This window comes from Gordonia sp. 34D (assembly GCF_056682775.1).
Genome location: NZ_CM155293.1, coordinates 2743024 through 2760403, shown reverse-complemented (window position 1 = coordinate 2760403; position 17380 = coordinate 2743024). Strand labels below are relative to the sequence as shown.

At 64.0% G+C, this 17380-nt stretch carries 17 protein-coding genes; 8 read left to right on the top strand and 9 right to left on the bottom strand.

The features are described from left to right. Positions 1-13: 13 nt before the first annotated feature. Both AC1L34_RS12860 and AC1L34_RS12855 read right to left on the bottom strand, forming a co-directional pair. Entirely contained in the window at positions 14-1282 is a 1269-nt protein-coding gene (locus AC1L34_RS12860) for a class I SAM-dependent methyltransferase (RefSeq protein WP_424293050.1), read from the bottom strand. Next, the gene (locus AC1L34_RS12855) at positions 1279-2694 is read right to left on the bottom strand and encodes an FAD-binding protein (RefSeq protein ID WP_424293049.1); all 1416 of its coding nucleotides are present in this window, start codon (positions 2692-2694) and stop codon (positions 1279-1281) included. The genes AC1L34_RS12860 and AC1L34_RS12855 overlap by 4 nt, the downstream gene beginning before the upstream one ends. A gap of 128 nt (positions 2695-2822) precedes the next feature. Between AC1L34_RS12855 and AC1L34_RS12850 the strand changes: the two genes are divergently transcribed. The 6 genes from AC1L34_RS12850 to AC1L34_RS12825 all read left to right on the top strand — a co-directional run bounded on the left by AC1L34_RS12850 (position 2823) and on the right by AC1L34_RS12825 (position 6130). Beyond that, on the top strand, positions 2823-3260 hold the full coding sequence (locus tag AC1L34_RS12850) for an SRPBCC family protein (RefSeq protein WP_424293048.1): 438 nt from the start codon (positions 2823-2825) through the stop codon (positions 3258-3260). Positions 3261-3331: 71 nt separating this feature from the next. Continuing rightward, the gene (locus AC1L34_RS12845; RefSeq protein ID WP_424293047.1) at positions 3332-4183 is read left to right on the top strand and encodes a pseudouridine synthase; all 852 of its coding nucleotides are present in this window, start codon (positions 3332-3334) and stop codon (positions 4181-4183) included. Positions 4184-4208: 25 nt separating this feature from the next. Further along, on the top strand, positions 4209-4553 hold the full coding sequence (locus AC1L34_RS12840; RefSeq protein WP_424293046.1) for a hypothetical protein: 345 nt from the start codon (positions 4209-4211) through the stop codon (positions 4551-4553). 5 nt (positions 4554-4558) lie between these two features. Beyond that, positions 4559-4915: a YbaB/EbfC family nucleoid-associated protein gene (locus tag AC1L34_RS12835; RefSeq protein WP_424293045.1), complete on the top strand. Its 357-nt coding sequence runs from the start codon at positions 4559-4561 to the stop codon at positions 4913-4915. 9 nt (positions 4916-4924) lie between these two features. Continuing rightward, positions 4925-5536, top strand: coding sequence for a recombination mediator RecR (gene recR / locus AC1L34_RS12830; RefSeq protein ID WP_424293044.1), 612 nt, complete (start codon positions 4925-4927; stop codon positions 5534-5536). Positions 5537-5548: 12 nt separating this feature from the next. Further along, positions 5549-6130 (top strand): uridine kinase family protein, encoded by a 582-nt coding sequence (locus AC1L34_RS12825; protein ID WP_424322807.1) that lies wholly within the window; start codon positions 5549-5551, stop codon positions 6128-6130. Between the two features lie 42 nt (positions 6131-6172). Here AC1L34_RS12825 and AC1L34_RS12820 read toward each other — a convergent pair whose 3' ends face one another. Then, positions 6173-6886: a type 1 glutamine amidotransferase gene (locus AC1L34_RS12820; protein ID WP_424293042.1), complete on the bottom strand. Its 714-nt coding sequence runs from the start codon at positions 6884-6886 to the stop codon at positions 6173-6175. Next, positions 6883-8175: a MurT ligase domain-containing protein gene (locus tag AC1L34_RS12815; protein WP_424322808.1), complete on the bottom strand. Its 1293-nt coding sequence runs from the start codon at positions 8173-8175 to the stop codon at positions 6883-6885. Before AC1L34_RS12815 ends, AC1L34_RS12820 begins: the two co-directional genes overlap by 4 nt. A gap of 199 nt (positions 8176-8374) precedes the next feature. Between AC1L34_RS12815 and AC1L34_RS12810 the strand changes: the two genes are divergently transcribed. Further along, entirely contained in the window at positions 8375-9439 is a 1065-nt protein-coding gene (locus AC1L34_RS12810; RefSeq protein ID WP_424322809.1) for an alpha/beta hydrolase, read from the top strand. A gap of 106 nt (positions 9440-9545) precedes the next feature. On the opposite strand, the gene leuA is transcribed toward AC1L34_RS12810, so the two are convergent. Together leuA and AC1L34_RS12800 are read right to left on the bottom strand one after the other, a co-directional pair. Further along, the gene (gene leuA, locus AC1L34_RS12805) at positions 9546-11393 is read right to left on the bottom strand and encodes a 2-isopropylmalate synthase (RefSeq protein WP_424293609.1); all 1848 of its coding nucleotides are present in this window, start codon (positions 11391-11393) and stop codon (positions 9546-9548) included. A 179-nt stretch (positions 11394-11572) separates the two neighbouring features. Further along, on the bottom strand, positions 11573-13069 hold the full coding sequence (locus AC1L34_RS12800) for an MFS transporter (RefSeq protein WP_424322810.1): 1497 nt from the start codon (positions 13067-13069) through the stop codon (positions 11573-11575). 18 nt (positions 13070-13087) lie between these two features. On the opposite strand from AC1L34_RS12800, the gene AC1L34_RS12795 reads away from it, so the two are divergent. Then, entirely contained in the window at positions 13088-14395 is a 1308-nt protein-coding gene (locus tag AC1L34_RS12795) for an ABC transporter substrate-binding protein (RefSeq protein WP_480034833.1), read from the top strand. A gap of 3 nt (positions 14396-14398) precedes the next feature. Here AC1L34_RS12795 and AC1L34_RS12790 read toward each other — a convergent pair whose 3' ends face one another. From AC1L34_RS12790 to AC1L34_RS12780, 3 genes are all read right to left on the bottom strand, one after another. Next, a complete protein-coding gene (locus AC1L34_RS12790) occupies positions 14399-15064 on the bottom strand; it encodes a cache domain-containing protein (protein ID WP_424322811.1) in 666 nt (221 codons plus the stop codon). Positions 15065-15127: 63 nt separating this feature from the next. Continuing rightward, entirely contained in the window at positions 15128-15877 is a 750-nt protein-coding gene (locus tag AC1L34_RS12785; protein WP_424322812.1) for a FadR/GntR family transcriptional regulator, read from the bottom strand. 157 nt (positions 15878-16034) lie between these two features. Continuing rightward, complete coding sequence (locus AC1L34_RS12780) at positions 16035-17255, bottom strand: hypothetical protein (protein WP_424293613.1); 1221 nt, start codon at positions 17253-17255, stop codon at positions 16035-16037. Positions 17256-17380 lie beyond the last annotated feature (125 nt).

Below are 17380 nucleotides of genomic sequence, written 5' to 3'. Positions count from 1 at the left end.
CGTCCACCAACCTCTACGGCGTCCACCAGGGCCGCAGCGGCAGCGTCGTCGTCGAATCGAGCTGCAGCTTGGTCGCCAGCACGTGGTGCAGCTGAACAATGTTGCGCTCGAACCCAATACGACAGCCAGCCATGTACAGGCCCCACAGGCGTGCGGTGCCCTCGCCGACCTCTGCGACCGCTTCGTCCCAGTTGGCGACGAGGTTGGCGTTCCAGTCGCGCAGTGTCATGGCGTAGTGCAGGCGGAAGTTCTCCTCGTGCAGCACCTCCATCCGTCCGACATTCTGGATCTTGGAAATGATGGTGCCCGAACCGGTCAGTTCCCCATCGGGGAACACATAGCGGTCGATGAACGGGCCAGCCTTGCTGCGCCTGCTGTTGTGCGGGCGGGTGATGGAATGGTTCAGGATCAGGCCGCCCGCACGAACCTTGTCGCGCATGAAGGCGAAATACTTCGGATAGTTTGCGACGCCGATGTGCTCGGTGAGGCCGATCGAGGAAATCGCGTCGAAGCCGGATTCGGCGACGTCGCGATAGTCGCTGAAGCGGACTTCCGCGAACTCCGACAGTCCCTCGTCAACGATGGCCTTCTGTGCCCAGCGTGCTTGCTCGGACGAGAGGGTGACGCCCAGGGCGTACACGCCCCTTCGTGCCGCATACCGGACCATCCCGCCCCAGCCGCAGCCCATGTCGAGCAGGCGATCGCCTGGCTTGAGATCGAGCTTCTCGAAGATGAGCCGGTACTTGTTCTCCTGCGCCTCCTCCAGGGTGGCTTCGGGATTGTCGTAGACGGCGCATGTGTAGGTCATCGATTCGCCGAGGACCAGTTCGTAGAAGCGATTCGACACGTCGTAGTGGTAGTGAATAACTTCGGCGTCGCGTTCCTTTGTGTGGCGCAACCCTTCGGCCATTCGACGCCACCGAGGCAGGCTCTCCTGCGGGGGCGGGGCAATGAGCTTGAAGTGTTCGCGACCGATGGAGCGGGCTACCTTCGCCAATTCCACCGGGCTCGGTTTGGTGAACTTCAGGTCGCCCGCGAGGGCCTGAAGGGCACCGTAGGGATCCCCGGGATGCGAGCCGATAAGTTCCAGGTCGCCGGCAATGTAGGCACGCGCGAGCCCGAGGTCGCCGGGTGCGGTTACCAGGTAGGTGGTGCCGCGCGGATTCTTCAGATTCAGTCCGTACTGGGCGTCTTCCGGTCCGGCGCTGCTGCCGTCGTAGGCCGTGACGCGCACGGCGAGATCGTTGCCGACCAGCGTTTCCAGGACTTGCGCGAGCTTCATGCGTGTTTCACCGCTTTCTCGTATAGGCCGAGCAGACGACGTTCGGGGTCGTACTTTGCCTTCAGTGCATCGTAGGTACTTCCGCCGTAGAGTTCTGCGAATTCTTCTGCGCTGTAAAAGGATTCGGAATACAGCGACTTGTGTCCACCCAGTTCGCTGACCTTCTGCTCGATCCGTCGATTGGTATAACCGGGCTGGCCGGGGGTGACGGGCACACCGGACCAGAACCCAACGTTGACGTAAAATTTCCCGCGTTCGAGCGGATACAGAGACCACGGCTGGACCGCGTCGGTGCCGATCGGCGAGGGCTCCGTCAGTTTCAGTGGGCACAGCCAAATCGGTTCAATCGGCACTTGCTCGAGGAACCAGTCGATGAAGTCGACGGCCGCTTCGATCGGAACCTCAATGTCTTGGACCACCCGCTCAGACGCGGGTAGTCCCTTGCGGGCGTTGAGTTTGTCGCCGATGTCCCACCGTTGGTCGTAGCCGATGAGTTTCCAGTAGAAACTGCTGCGCAGGTACTTCTTTGGCCAGAAACGGCGGACCTTGGGATTCTGGGCCCCGAATGCACGCGAACACCAGAACCAGTCGGTGTCCCAACGCCACAGGTAGTCGCTAATCGTCAACCGGTCGCGCTTGGGCTCGGGACTGTCGTGCTGGATGGACCGATAGAAGATGCGGTGATTCGTGTAATCACTGACCGGGCCGGGATCGTCGGACTGCCTCCCCAGGACCAGGTAGCCCTCGTCTGCGGAGAAGACCACCCCGTCGAGGTAGTCGACGCGCTCGCCGAGATACTCGCGGTCGGTGGCAATCTGCGCCATCAGGTCGCGCAGTTCGCGGGTGCCATGCACGCGCACGTGCCGCAATTCGACGAAGCGGGGCACTTTTTCGAGGGCAATTTCCAAGCGCACGCAGTATCCGAGCGTGCCGTACGAGTTGGGGAAGCCGAAGAACAAGTCTCGATACTCGTTGTCTGGACGCGCGATCACCACTTCGCCCGCGCCGGTGAGGATCTCCATTTCCAGCACGGACTCGTGTGGCAGCCCGCTGCGAAACGAACTGCTCTCGATGCCCAAACCGGTAACGGCACCGCCCAGCGTGATCGTCTTCAGCTGCGGAACCACCAGGGGCACAAGGCCATACAGCAGGGTGCGCGCGACGAGATCCTCGTAGGTGCACATCCCGGCCACCTGTGCCGTCTGCTTAACGGGGTCGACTGAAATGACGCCATTGAGATCGGAAACATCCAATCCGGGCGACGACACTTCCGCGCGCTTCCGGAACAAATTAGAGGTCTTCTTCGCCAATCGGACATTGGTTCCGGTCGGAATTGCGTGGTAACTGTCCAGGAGCTTGCTCCTGCCGCGCCGGAATGCAATGTCGTTGTACTCGGATGCGTTCAAAGCCACATTCCCACCGTAGCCCCATCGCCAGTACGGTGGATGGAGTCCATCGCCACCGCCGCATTGAAATCAGCGGGGCGATACCAAAAGCGGCATGCACTCAGTGCCGATCCATCCATAAGGAGCCACCAAAAGTGGGACAGGTAACCGCCTCCGCCAGCATGTCGATTAACGCCGCACCGGAAGCCGTCAGCGCCGCACTGGCCGATTACGCGACCGTTCGGCCGACGCTGCTTCCGGCAAACTACCGCGACTACCGCGTCGATGAGGGCGGCAACGGCAACGGCACGCTGGTTCATTGGATCTTGCAGGCCACCGAGAAGCGCCAGCGCGATGTCCTTGCCGACGTCACCGTCCAGGGCAACACCATCACTGAGACCGACCGCAATTCGACGATGGTCACCACGTACGTCGTCACCGGCGCTGGCGCAGGTTCGACCGTCGAAACCACCACCACGTGGAAGGGTGCTGGCGGCATCGGCGGCTTCTTTGAGCGCACGTTCGCGCCCAAGGGTCTGAATCGGATCCAGACCGAACTGCTGACCAACCTCAAGAACAAGCTCGAGAAGTAGTACTTCTGAGTCGTCGGGGACGCAGTCGCGTCAAACCACTGGCCGCCCGGGATGGCATTGATGCCACCCGGGTGGTTTTGCGTGCGCTGGGCAGCACCGTCTGCGAGGCACTGCTGGCGGCACCGTCGTTGAGCGAGTTGTCGGAGGCCGATCTCCGGGCACGGTCGGCGGCGGGGGAGATCGTGGACGTCGACGGCAATCCGGTCGACCTCGACGCCACGGTGCTGCGCCCGGCCCCGGTGTATCTCTACCGGGACCTGCCGCACGAGTATCCCGTCCCCTTCGACATGCCGATCCTGCATGTCGACGACGACATCGTGGTGGTCGACAAGCCGCACTTTCTGGCGACGATGCCGCGCGGCGCGCACGTCGCGCAGACGGCCCTGGTGCGACTGCGCCGGGAACTCGGCTCCGACGATGTTGCCCCCGCTCATCGACTCGACCGGCTGACAGCGGGCGTCCTGCTCTTTACCCGTCGTCGGGACGTGCGGGCCGCCTACCAGGAACTCTTTGCCGAACGGCAGGTCCACAAGGAGTACCGGGCGTATGCGCCGGTCGACGACTCTCTCGCGGCAGGGAGGCGCGTGGAGAACCGGATCGTCAAGACCTCCGGCGACCTCCGCGCCCAAGTGGTGCCCGGCGAGGTCAATGCGATCTCTTCCATCACGCTCGTCGGACAGGACGACGGTATCGGCGAATACCACCTGCTCCCGACTACCGGTCGCACCCATCAGTTGCGGATGCACATGGCTGGCCTCGGCGTTCCTATCCTGGGCGACCCGCTGTACCCGGATGTGGACCCGGACCTCGCTTCCGCGCCCGAACGCGGCGATTTCTCCCAGCCGTTGCGGCTGGTAGCGCACGTGCTGTCGTTCACCGACCCCCTCTCGGGGGAGCGGCGGGAGTTCCGCACCCAGCGTTGATCGCGGGTTCGCGTACCCTCGCGGCATGGCCATCATCGCGTCGTACGAGCGGCATCCCGACCTCGGATGCGAAGCCGTTGTGTTCCTCGACGACGAATCCGACGCCTGCTTCCAACTGCAGCGCGACCTTCCCGGCGGCCCGCGGGCAGGGGAGTACTGCATCACCACCGGTGCCAGCGCCCCCATCTACGACGGCATCACCAACTGGCGGCGCGTCGACAACCGATTCGAATTCGCGCTCACCCCGCGAGCGGCCCGATTGTTCGGTGACGAACTGCTGTCGTTCCAGGTAGTCGCGTCGGACGATGTCAGTATTGACGAACTCGCCGGGCACGTCGACCGCTTCCTTGCGGCCAACCGACTACCCTGAGATACGTGACTGACGCATTCGATCCCAGCGCCCTCTTTGGTGGCGGAGCAAACGGCGAGAACCCGATGGCGGGACTGCTCGCGCAAGCCCAAGAAATGCAGACCACGCTGCTGCGCGCCCAGCAAGAACTAGAGGAAGCCGTCGTGACCGGCACCGCTGGCAACGGCCTGGTAACCGTGACCGGATCAGGCGCTGGCGAGGTGACGGGCATCGAGATTTCCCGCGATGTCGTCGACCCCGAAGATATTGAGACCCTGCAAGACCTCATCATCGGTGCGCTCGCTGATTTCTCGAACGTCAGGGAGAATCTGGCCTCGGAAAAGATGGGGCCGTTGGCTGGCGGACTGCCCGGATTGGGCTGATTCACCACCATGTACGAAGGCCCGATTCAGGATCTCATCGACCAACTCGCGAAGCTTCCCGGGTTGGGCCCGAAGGGTGCGCAGCGCATCGCTTTTCACCTGCTTGCCGGTGAGAATGTCGAGATTGATCGGCTCATCGCCGCCCTCGGTCACGTGCGCGACGATGTTGTTTTCTGCAGCGAGTGCGGCAATGTGGCGGCCGAGAAACTCTGTCGCATCTGCGCTGACGCGCGCCGCGACGTGACGAAGATTTGCGTCGTCGAAGAGCCGAAGGACATCTACGCGATTGAGCGGACCAGGGAGTTCGACGGTCGCTATCACGTGCTCGGCGGGGCCCTGGATCCGTTGTCGGGCATTGGGCCGGACCAGTTGCGTATCCGCGAACTCCTGCGTCGCCTCGGCACGCAAGAGGACGGGCAGGACGTTTCGGAGATCATTGTCGCGACCGATCCCAATACCGAGGGCGAAGCGACCGCCACGTACCTGCTGCGGATGTTGAAAGATTTCCCCGGGCTGTCGGTCACGCGCCTAGCATCTGGTCTGCCCATGGGTGGCGACCTGGAGTTCGCTGACGAGTTGACGCTGGGTCGGGCACTGTCGGGCCGCCGCGTTCTGGTGTGACGGCCTTCCCCAATGACCGACACTCTCGATCCGACGCCGCGAGATTGGTCGTGGCTGGCTGACGAAGTCGCCACCCGCAGCGGGCTGATCGAGGGGGCCATCGCGATCGACGGACCGTCGGGTGCCGGGAAGAGCACGTTTGCTGCCGAGTTGGTGCGGGCGTTCGCTGACCGCAGTCGTGCTTCGGTCCTCATTAGTACCGATGACTACGCAACCTGGGACGATCCTGCAGCGTGGTGGCCGGAGTTGGAGCGCGATGTATTGGGCGCTTACGAACGCAACCACGACTACTCGTACTCGCCGCGCGTGTGGGTCGACGGCCATCCGCAGCCGGGGCCCGAGCAGTGGGTGCGGTGGCAGCCGATTCTGATTGTCGAGGGTGTTACGTGTGCCCGCCGGAGTTCGGCTCACCGGTTTACCCAGCGGTATTGGCTCGACGGTCCTGACCCGGAGCAGCGACTTGCCCGCACCGTCGCCCGCGATGGCGAAGCCGAGCGTGACCACCTGACGCGCTGGCAGCACTTTGAGAAAGGCTGGTTCGCCGTCGACAAGACCCGCTCCCGATGCGAGGTTTTGTCGTCGATTTCCGAGTAGCGACTGAGCGTAGCGATGGAGAGTATCGAGGAGCGACGACCCCTACCGCGCGGCGGCCAAGCGTTCCTTGCGGAGACGGTCCACCTGCGGGAGGTCCAAGGGGGCGAGCTTGGTGCCCGTCGCCTTTTCCAGGAGGTAGTCGGCGAGTTCGGGATTGCGGGCCAAAACCGGACCGTGCATGTACGTGCTGACCACACTGCCCTGCACGGCACCCTCGATGCCGCCGCCAGCACCATTGCCGACACCGTCGCGGACGCGGCCCAGCGGCTTGGCCGCCGGACCCAAAGTGGTGGCGCCGCGATGATTTTCAAATCCGGACAGTGGCTGGGTTAGACCGTCGAGCAGGGGCATGGTTACCAGTTCGCCGATTGCGCGAGCCTCTTGGGGCGAGGTCGTGAGATCGAGCATGCTGATCCCTGAAACCCGTTCGCCCGCAGCAGTCTCGTACCAGTGACCCAAGACCTGGATCGCGGCACAGATCGCCAGGACCGGCCGGCCAGCGTCCGCTGCCCGCTGCAAACCGGGGTACCGCTGAAGATGGCGAGTCGCTAGGCGCTGGGCATAATCTTCGGCGCCACCGAGGGTGTACACGTCAAGGGATTCGGGGACCTCGTCGTCGAGGGTGATCTCTACGATCTCCGCATCAAGGCCGCGCATGCGAGCGCGCTGACGCAAGATCAGGGCGTTGCCACCGTCGCCGTACGTGCCCATCACATCGGGCAGGACCAGGCCGATCCGCAGTGTCGACTCGCTCATCGGGTGCCTCCTTCGGTCGTGGCTTCCGGCGCGACGGGCTGGGCGCCTGCGCGTTCCAGGGCAACGCCAAGGTCGCGGAACGCGGTGTAGTTGGCGAGCACCTCCACGCGGCCCGGAGGGCACGAGGCGATCGCATCGAACGGATTGTCGATCACCGTGTGCTCGGAACCGGCATACAGCAGGCGGACCGACAGGTCTGCCGCGCGCTCGCCCGCGGCAATCACCTTGGTCTGCTCGAAAGCTTCGAAGCGCACATCCCACAGCCACGACAAGTCTTCACCATCGGGAACCTGGCCGTTAACGGCAATCACCAGGCTGTCGGCCGTCTCGTCGATCATCGACAGCGCTTCCTGCCAGCCCGCCGGGTTCTTAGCGAGGAGCGTGCGGATCCGGTGGCCATTCAGGTCGACGGTGCCATAGCGTCCAGCCACCTCTCCGACGGTCCCAACCGCGCGCGCGGCGAATGCTGGATCGGCACCCATGGCAACAGCGGTGGCGATGGCCTGCGTAGCGTTGCCGCGGTTGGCTCGACCGGGCACCTGGAGCGTCATCGGTGCGACGAAACCGTCGGGGCCGTAGACGTTGTCGTCGTCGAACCACCACTGCGGTTCGGGGCGGGCAAAGTTGGCATCGCCGGTCGATCGCCAGTGATCGCCCTCGCGGACGATGGGCTCACCAGATCGCGGACAGCTCACCGAGTCGCCGACCCAGCTTGCGCCTGCCGCGACCCACACCACGTGGGGGGCGTCGAAGGCGGCCGACGTGACGAGCACGTCGTCGCAGTTAGCGATGATCGTGGCGTCGGAATGATTGTTGATTCCGCGGCGCAGGCTTTGCTCGATGACGTTGATTTCGCCGACGCGGTCGAGCTGATCGCGAGACAGGTTCAGCAGAGTCATGGCACGCGGTGACGTGTTGTCGGCGACGTGCGCCACGTGTAGCTCGTCAACCTCGAGGGCAGCGATAGGGGCGTCCTGCTGCAGGCTCAAGGTCGCGATAATGCCTGCGTCCATGTTGGCGCCGTCGGCCTGCGTGGCGATCTCCCCGAGCCCAGCGAGTGCGGCAGCCGTCATCCGGGTGGTGGTGGATTTGCCGTTGGTTCCGGTGATCAGCGCGACCGATTTCCCGGCGGCCAACCGAGTCATGATCTTCGGGTCGATCTTCTCGGCGATGAGGCCGCCGATCATCGAACCTTTGCCGCGACCGGCGGTGCGAGAGGCCCAGCGGGCAGCCGCGGCAGCGGCGAGCGCGGCGCGAGTACGGACGGGGAGTCGGGTGGCTTCCGGCATGACACGAGTTTCCCACATGCGCGCATTTGGGCTGCTCCTGCGGGTGGGTGCGGGTGCCCAAAGATAACGCCATTAATTAATGTGACCGTTAGTAACGGCATAGTGGTTTGTCTGCCAGCAAGTGCGCGACGCAGCATCGCGCGCATGAGTGAGGCAGTCGCCAATGCTGCCCGGGAATCTCGGTGATAGGTTCGGCGGTGTGAGCCGCGCAACAGCAGTCAAGCTGCCTGTCCCGATGAAAATCCAACGATCGGTCCTCCTGGCGACCGCCAAGATGCCCAATGCCGTGCGAGCCCGGCTATCTCGTCTTGCCCCGGTCAATGCCGACGGCGACCGACTCGACCCGATGTTGACGGCAATCACCTTGGCTTCCAAGTACATTCCGTCGTTCGCGCTGATGGGCAAAACGGTCGAGGAATCACGTCGCTCTCTCGATCTCAATAGCGCAATGATGGCCGAAAGCTTTGGTCCGTTCGCGGTCGAAGAAGACCTGGTCATGGATACCGCTGCCGGGCCCGTGCCGGCCACGCGTTACAGCTTGGATGGCAACGGTCGCGGATTAATCGTCTTCTATCACGGCGGTGGATTCGTTGTGGGTAGCCGCGTCTCGCACGATTCGGCAGTGCGGGCACTGGCGGTGGCTTCGGGCGCCGACGTGCTCGCGGTCGACTACCGACTTGCTCCCGAGCACCGCTTCCCCGCGGCGGTGGACGATTCCGTCGCCGCCTTCCGCTACGCGGTAGCTAAGGCTGCCGACTGGGGCATTGACCCGAACCAAATTGTGGTGGCCGGAGACTCAGCCGGCGGTAATCTCGCGGCGGTCGTAGCTCAGCAGGTCCGTGGCGACGACGTTGTGCCGTGCCTGCAGTTATTGGTCTATCCCGTCGTCGACATGTCCCGTAAGCGCCCGTCCATCCACGAGTTTTCGACCGGCTTCTTTTTGACCGAAGCAGATATGGATTACTTCCGCGAGACCTACCAGTCCTCAGCAGACGACGTCTCCGACCCGCGATTCTCGCCGCTCCTGGCGGAGAGTCTGTCGGGCCTGCCGGACGCGCACGTCGCCGTCGCCGGGTTCGATCCGCTGCGCGATGAAGGCCTGGAGTACGCCGATGCGCTCGAGAAGGCAGGCGTATCGGTCACCGTCGATCGTGTTGGTCCGATGATCCACGGCTTCCTCAACATGGGATTGTTGACGCCGGTCGCCCGCGACAGCATTGCCCGGATGGGGGAAGCGATCAAGAGGGCTGTCGCCGCGGCATAGGAACGGCGGCGCTCGCGCGGAGATTCTGCTGGGGCGCACAGGCCGCGAATAAAGAAATCCCCGCCCGGAACCCGAGCGGGGATTTCTTCGCTAGTGCGTCAGCGATCTACGGTGCCCAGGTGCGGGCACCCTCGGCGGCTTCTTCAACGGGTGCGGCCGAACGGTGTGCGCGGTTCACGGCTGAAACCACGGCGCGCAGGCTGGCGGTGGTGATCGACGCGGCGATACCGACGCCCCACACCACTTCGCCGTTGATTTCAGCTTCGACGTAGCAAGCGGCGTTCGCGTCGTCGCCCGCGGTCATCGCGTGCTCGGAGTAGTCCAAGACGCTGACGTCGTAGCCAATGGTCGACAGGGCGTCGACGAAGGCGGCCAGCGGGCCGTTGCCGGTGCCGCTGATTTCCTTCTCAACACCGTCGACGAGCACGGCGGCGGTGACCGAATCTTCGCCGTCGTCGGTCTCCGCGGCGTCGACGCGCTGGCTCAACCGCTCCAGCGGGGTCACCGGCTGCAGGTATTCCTGCGAGAACACATCCCACATTTCCTTGGGATTGACCTCGCCGCCCTCACCGTCGGTGAGCTTCTGGATCTCGCGGCTGAACTCGATCTGCAGGCGACGCGGCAGGTCCAGGCCGTGATCGGCCTTCATGATGTACGTGACGCCGCCCTTGCCGGACTGGCTGTTGACACGAATCACGGCCTCGTAGCTGCGGCCCACATCCTTCGGGTCGATCGGCAGGTATGGCACCTGCCACAGGATGTCTTCGACGTCCTGATCGGCGTTGTCGGCGTCGATCTTCATCTGGTCGAGGCCCTTGTTGATCGCATCCTGGTGGCTACCGGAGAACGCGGTGTAAACCAGGTCGCCGCCGTAGGGGTGGCGCTCGGGAACGTTCAACTGGTTGCAGTATTCGACGGTGCGACGGATCTCGTCGATGTCGGCGAAGTTGATCTGCGGGTCGATACCGCGGCTAAACAGGTTCATGCCCAACGTCACCAGGCACACGTTGCCGGTGCGCTCGCCGTTGCCGAACAGGCAGCCTTCGATCCGGTCCGCGCCAGCCAGGTAGCCCAGCTCAGCTGCGGCGACACCTTCGCCGCGGTCGTTGTGCGGGTGCAGGCTCAAGATGATCGAGTCGCGGCGCGCCAAGTTGCGGTGCATCCACTCGATGGAGTCGGCGTAGACGTTGGGGGTCGCCATTTCGACGGTCGCGGGCAGGTTCAGGATCAGCGGGCGTTCCGGAGTCGGGTTAATGACCTCGGAGACGGCGTCGCAAACTTCCTTCGCGTAGGCGAGTTCGGTGCCGGTGTAGCTCTCGGGGGAGTACTCGTAACGCCAGTTGGTGTCCGGGTACTTCTTGGCTTCGTCCAGGCACAGCTGCGCGGCGTCGGTCGCAATCTTGGTGATGGCGGCCTTGTCGGCGCGGAACACGACGCGACGCTGCAGCACAGAGGTGGAGTTATAGAAGTGCACGATCACGTTCTGGGCACCGGCGCACGCCTCGTAGGTGCGCTGGATCAGCTCGGGGCGAGCCTGCGTCAGGACCTGGATGGTGACGTCGTCGGGGATTGCGCCGTCGTCGATGATTTCGCGGACGAAGTCGAAGTCGGTCTGGCTGGCCGACGGGAAGCCGACCTCAATCTCCTTGTAGCCCATGCGAACCAACAGGTCGAACATGCGGCGCTTGCGTGCCGGGCTCATGGGGTCAATCAACGCCTGGTTGCCGTCGCGCAGGTCGACGGCGCACCACAGCGGGGCTACTTCGGCGACCTTGTCGGGCCAGGTGCGGTCGGGCAGCGACACCTTCTCGACCTCATCGGCGAAACTCCGATAGCGGTGCACGGGCATCGCCGAGTTACGTTGCAAATTCCAACTGGCCTGGCCATCCGGAATGGGTCCCGTGGGGGTTACCAAGCGGCTGGGGCCGGAAGTGAAAGCGTCTGCTGGTGCCATGATTGGTCAATCTCCTGATCAAAGAAGTGGGGTTGACCGGCGCATAAAGAGGCCCCGCGACGGAGAGCCGGTCGGATCAGACCCCGCCGCGGCAACCGAGAAGGAGCGCGCGCTGCATGCTCTCCAGCATAACACCGCTGACGGTCCACCCGGCATTTCAAACGCGGGTGTGAAAGGGTTCACGGTCGCGTTGCGCCGCGGAGAGCAGCCAGTACGACCGCCGCGAGCACCAGCAGCGCGGACCCGCCGACCCCGGCGGCAACATGCAGTCCGTCGACGAATGCGGCTCTGGCGGCATCGATCGTCGCCTGTCCTGCTGAGCCCAATTCGCTTGCCTGCTTGAGGGTTTCGCCGAGTGAATCGGAGAAACCACGACCTTCGCGGTCGGCGATGAAGACGGCGGTGGCGATGGACCCAAGGAGTGCTAAGCCGAGCGAAGTCCCCAACTCAAAGCAGGTTTCGGAGATCGCCGAGGCGGCACCGGATTGCTCGGGCGGTGCGGCGCCAACCACGACGTCTGTCACCAAAGCGAAGATGACGCCGTACCCGACGCCGGCCACGGCACTGATCAACAGGAAGATCCAGAGGGGCGACGACGGTGTCATCGCGAGATAGCCGAAGTTGGCGATGCCTGCCAGCAGGACCGATCCGACGAGTGCGGCCCGGACGCCGACGAGTCGCGCTACCCGGTCGGCGGTGATGGAGAAGACGGCAATGGTGATTGCCATCGGAAGTCCGGCGAGGGCGGCCGCGAGGACGTCGTGGCCCAGGACCGACTGCAGGTAGACGTTCGCAAGGTAGGCGATGCCCGCTTCCACCATGATGCCGACCAAGGCGATGGCCAGGGCCGCGCTGAAGATGGGATTTCGGAACAGGCGCAGGTTCAGCAGTGGTGCGGGCGTTCGCGACTCGTGCCAGAGGAAGGTAAGCAGCATGGCGAGGCCGAACAGGCCGGTGATCACCGCAGCTGTGGAGAGACCTTCGGTTGCGAGCGACTTCACCGAATACACCGCGGGGAGCAGGCCGAGCATCGACAGGAGGACGCCGATGACGTCGAACGGTTCGCTGCTCGGTGAGTGGTACTCGGGCAGGACGAAAGGTCCGACGGCGAACAGGATCGCCAGCACCGGCACATTGATCAGAAACACCACACCCCACCAGTAGTGGTGCAGCAACATGCCGCCGATGACTGGGCCGAGGGCCGCGCCGCCAGCAAACGCCGACGTCCAAATCCCGATGGCACGCGCTCGGGAACGACCGTCGGGAAACATGTTGGCGATCAGCGCCAGACTGGCGGGCATCAGAGTGGCACCGCCGACACCCATCAGGGCGCGCGCGGCGATCAAGAAGGCAGTGCTTGGAGCGAACGCGGCGAGGACGGAGGCCGCACCGAAAAGTGCGGCACCGAGGAAGAGGATGCGGCGGCGACCAATTCGGTCGCCCAGGTTGCCCATGGTGATGAGCAGACCCGCGATCAGGAATCCGTAGATGTCGAGGATCCAAAGCTGGCCGGTAGCTGAGGGATCGAGGGCGTCAACGATGGTCGGCATTGCCAGGAAAAGGACTGACACGTCCATCGAGACCAGCAACACCGGAAGCAGCAGCACGGTCAGGCCCCACCAGGCGCGGCGGTTGTCGGCCGGTGGCTGGCCGGTGGGCGGGGGTGCCGCGGACATGGTGGAACTCCCTGGGAGATGGGGCGTGGACCAGCCAAGATTACGCCGTCATTTTCTAAACCCCACGGTGGTGAAACCGGCGCGCAAGAATGGAAGTGGACGCACCTGTGGTGGCGCCCGGCAGTTAACGGTCGTGGCAAGGAGATGATCGTGGCGAGAGGGAGGCGTCGGCTCGGCCTGCTCGCGGCACTGGTTGGCCTGACCGTCGCGGTGGCCGCCTGCGGCAGCTCGGCGATGGCCCCCAGCAGCAGTACGCCGACAGTCCTGGGTTCGGCGGAGGGCACAGTCAGCGTGCTGGCCGGGCCCGGTCACGTGGAAGACGGCAGCAACAATCGGTCCGTCAACTGGGTGCAACCCTTCAGTCAGCAGACGGGTTGGCAGGTGGAATTTACCTCGTTCGGGACGTCGGACGAGGCAGTTGCCAAGATGCGGAGCGGTCAGTTCGACGTCGTATCGGCGTCCGGGGATGCCTCCCTGCGGCTGATTGCCGCGGGTGACGTTGCACCGATCAACACCGCATTGCTCTCCAACTACCCCAACATCTACCCGTACCTTCGGGAAAAATCCTGGAACTCGGCGGGCGGGAAAGTTTGCGGAGTGCCCAGCGGTTGGGGTGCCAACCTGCTGATGTACCGGACCGACCTCGTTAAACCCGCGCCGACGTCGTGGTCTGCGGTCTTCGACGACGCCGATCGGTATCCCGGCAAAGTCACCGCGTACGACTCGCCGATTTACCTGGCCGATGCCGCGCTCTACCTGATGAAGCACCGCCCGGAACTGCGAATCACCAACCCGTATGCACTGGATGAACAGCAGTTTCAAGCGGTCGTCGATCTCCTAAAAATCCAGCGCGCCAGCATCGGTTTCTACTGGAACGACATTGTTCACGAGGTACTGGCCTTCAGTGCCGGGTGGAGTGTCATCGGAACCACCTGGCAAGTCGGTGCCAACCTGGCGCGCGATGGCGGTGCGCAGGTCGAGACGGTAACGCCGGTCGAAGGCTCTACCGGCTGGGCTGATTCGTGGATGGTGTCGTCGCGCGCTAAGCATCTCAGTTGTGCGTACCAGTGGATCAACTACGCGTTGAGCCCCACGGTGAACGCACAGATCACCGAGTACGTCGGCGAAGCACCCGCCAACTCGAAGGCCTGCGCGCACTCGAAAGACCGCAACCACTGCGCGGTTTACCACTCCGCCGACGCCGCGTATGCCTCGAAAATTTGGTACTGGGCGACACCGATGGCCGACTGCCTCGACGGTCGGACCGACGTGAAGTGTGTCGACTATGCGGGGTGGACGAAAGCGTGGCTGGAGATCAAGGGGTGAGCCTCAGGCGACGATCGATAGGCCGTGCCCGACGTCCCACCGCTGCGCGGAATCCCGGATGAACTCGCCGGGTGCTACGAGCGGTGACGACGTGACGATGGCGCGGTCCTCGGAATTCACCAGGGCGGCCCCGGGGGAAACCGTCTTGAGCGAGGTCAAAATGCGATGTTCCAAGGCGGCGACGGTGACATCGAAGCCCACGACTCCGGCCGGACCGTCGGGCCGGTAGGTGTCGACGGCAGCGGTGTACGTGATGGAGAACTCGTCGGTGCAGAGCAGGTCGACGTACGGCCCGGTGATGGCCATGTGCCCGGTGCTGATCGGTGTCACGTACCAGTCTGCGGTGAGGTAGCGACCGCGTGCGGCATCGGACAGATTGGCGATCGGGTCGACGCGGTCGACACCGGTACCTTGCCACCACGCCATGTAGTAGCGGTCGGAGTTGAGCAGGCCCGGTGCGGCAATGAATCCGCCACCGGAAACAACGGAGTCGTCGGCCTTCAGTACCTCGGCGACGGTCGGTTTCACCGCGCGTTCAATCGCAGCAGCGTTGAGCGTCCCGCGGTGCGCCGCCAGCGAATGGCCCAATGCCACCGACCACCGCTGCAGGCTGGTGGAGATTTCTGTCAGCGATCGGGCGACTGCAGCTACTTCGGGCGATGTAGGCACGATCAGCGAGTCCTTTACTTGGGGCGAGATGTGGGTTGGGCCGTCGCCGGCGCTCCGACTCGGTTAGCCGGTTTGCGAGCGTCGAATGAGAAGCCAATTCACGGTATGGGTAATCAGCGCGCGGATGGCGGATTCGGCGTTCGCCTCGCTGCCCTCGGCAATGGCAGCAAGCACGGCGGACCGATGCGCGCACGACTCGCGACGATAGTCCGGGTCGGTGTTCGGCAGATAGGTGAGGCATCCGAGTTCAGACTGCGCCTGAATCAACGCTCGAGCCAAGCGGGCGATGCGCGCCGCAGCAGCGACTTCCACCAGGAATTCGGTTTCCAACTGGCGCCACGTCGTCGGATCCTGCTCGACATCCGGACTGTCCGGGTCGCCGATGAGGTCACCCAGGAGCTTCAGGTCGCTCGGGCTGGCTCGGCGGGCGGCCGCTCGAGCACAACCGACCGCCAGCGCCTCGTAATGGGCACCCATCTCGAAGATGTCGGTGCGCGACGTTTCCCGTAGCCGGGCCTCGGCACGTTCGGTAGAGGGTGCGAGGCCAGCGGAGATGAAGCTTCCCCCTGTACGGCCGCGAGTGGTTACGACGATTTCAGCGTCGCGGAGTCGGGCGAGCGCTTCACGAACGGTCAAGGGGGAAACACCAAGCGCCGCAGCAAACTCAACCTCGTTGGGGAGGCGTTGGCCCGGACGCAAGACGCCCGATTCTGCGGATTCCGCGATGCGATCGCTGATCTGGTCGACGAGGGAACCAGACCGGAGCGGCGTAAACACGGCGGACGTGCTCCGACTCGGCTCGGTGTTCAACATGACGCGGCCTCTTCTCTGCCGTGGCGGCACGGCATGTAGGCGGTGAGGAGGGAGAGTGTATGAAACGGAAAAATTGTGAAATTCGGGCGAGGGGATGGATCAGAGTAAACATACGCGGCGCCTTGCACGTCACAGACAAAACTGAGTCGAGCTTGAGCTAGATCGCATACTCGAACACCGTCAACATATGTGCGCCAAACCATCCGGAGAACACGGCAACCAGCGCTAACATCGCCGCGATTTCGGTGCGCGGGCGGGTTGCTATCCGCAGGGCAACTGGAATGAACAGGACAAATGCCGGCAGCAGCAGTCGTGCCCGGCTCATCATCAGTCCGTCCGACAACAGGATGGATGCCACCACCAGAGCGCCGTACACCAACACCGGCCATGGCACGCGATCGGCGATTGACCATCCGAGCAGAGTGATAACGGACACGAAAATGAGCGCGGTCGCGACCGCTGCGAAGGTCGAATCCGATCCCAGCGAGTCGACAAGGAAGCGCCACGTGGCACGACCGCCGTCGATCCTGGTGTTCCATCCGGAGGTCTGAACTTGGAACCAGCCGTCGAGGGAACCGGTCTTCGCGGCGACCAATGCCAGGTATCCGAGATAGCCGAGTGGGGCAATCCCGACTGCGACCCAGGCGCGGCGACCGTCGCGTCGGCCGAGGAACGCGGCGACCATCACGACGGCGATCACGGCGACCCCCGTCGGTCGCACCACTCCGGCGCCCAGGGCGCAGAACCCGGCGAGCAGCCAGCGTCGTTCGGTGACCCCAACGAGTGCCCATGCCGCGGCCGCGCAAAACACCGCTTCGGTGTACGCCATATTGAGGACCACCGACATGGGGGTGGCTGCGAAGAGGGCCACCAGGATCAGTCCGACGATCGGTGCCTGTTCTTGCGAAGCTCTGACCTGTGGTGACACCCGCGTCGCGCAGTGCTGACCTAGCCGCCCAATAGCCACCGCGGCGAGGGCCCCGGCAAGCACGTTGACGATCATGGCCGCCGCAAACGGCGAGATTCCCGGGAGAATGGCAACGGCCCGGACCAGCCAGGGGTACCCGGGGAAGAATGCATACGCGGTGAAATCGGTATGGACACCGTTTGCATCGGTGAACCAGGGTGGGACTCCGCCGTAGCCGTAGCGGGCGAGCCCGAGCATCCATTCGCCGTCCCACTTCGACAGTGTCGACGTCATTGCGAGCTGATGGGCGTTGGTAAAAACTGAGAGGACGGCGAGCCCGACTAGCCGGACGGCGAAGTACACGCCGACGCACAGCAACGCGAAACGGTGGGCCCGCACTGAACGTTCAGTGGCCACACGGAATTTCGACGGCGGACGGCGGCGTTGATTAGTCGCAGAGGTGGCTGTCATCGGGCCCGATGTTACGGCAGGACCGCGGCGGACGGTGGTCGCTGGAATGCGTCTGGTCAGCGGCGGCAGGTAAGGTGAACCGGGCGCAAGGCCCCTAGTACAGGACTGGCCTTGCCCAAGTGACT

Bases quoted from the DNA above. Each gene is read 5' to 3' on its own strand.
- AC1L34_RS12860 (WP_424293050.1), bottom strand. From the start codon at position 1,282: ATGAAGCTCGCGCAAGTCCTGGAAACGCTGGTCGGCAACGATCTCGCC.
- AC1L34_RS12840 (WP_424293046.1), top strand. From the start codon at position 4,209: ATGGCCATCATCGCGTCGTACGAGCGGCATCCCGACCTCGGATGCGAA.
- recR (WP_424293044.1), top strand. From the start codon at position 4,925: ATGTACGAAGGCCCGATTCAGGATCTCATCGACCAACTCGCGAAGCTT.
- AC1L34_RS12825 (WP_424322807.1), top strand. From the start codon at position 5,549: ATGACCGACACTCTCGATCCGACGCCGCGAGATTGGTCGTGGCTGGCT.
- AC1L34_RS12820 (WP_424293042.1), bottom strand. From the start codon at position 6,886: ATGAGCGAGTCGACACTGCGGATCGGCCTGGTCCTGCCCGATGTGATG.
- AC1L34_RS12815 (WP_424322808.1), bottom strand. From the start codon at position 8,175: ATGCCGGAAGCCACCCGACTCCCCGTCCGTACTCGCGCCGCGCTCGCC.
- leuA (WP_424293609.1), bottom strand. From the start codon at position 11,393: ATGGCACCAGCAGACGCTTTCACTTCCGGCCCCAGCCGCTTGGTAACC.
- AC1L34_RS12800 (WP_424322810.1), bottom strand. From the start codon at position 13,069: ATGTCCGCGGCACCCCCGCCCACCGGCCAGCCACCGGCCGACAACCGC.
- AC1L34_RS12795 (WP_480034833.1), top strand. From the start codon at position 13,088: ATGGGGCGTGGACCAGCCAAGATTACGCCGTCATTTTCTAAACCCCAC.
- AC1L34_RS12785 (WP_424322812.1), bottom strand. From the start codon at position 15,877: ATGTTGAACACCGAGCCGAGTCGGAGCACGTCCGCCGTGTTTACGCCG.
- AC1L34_RS12780 (WP_424293613.1), bottom strand. From the start codon at position 17,255: ATGACAGCCACCTCTGCGACTAATCAACGCCGCCGTCCGCCGTCGAAA.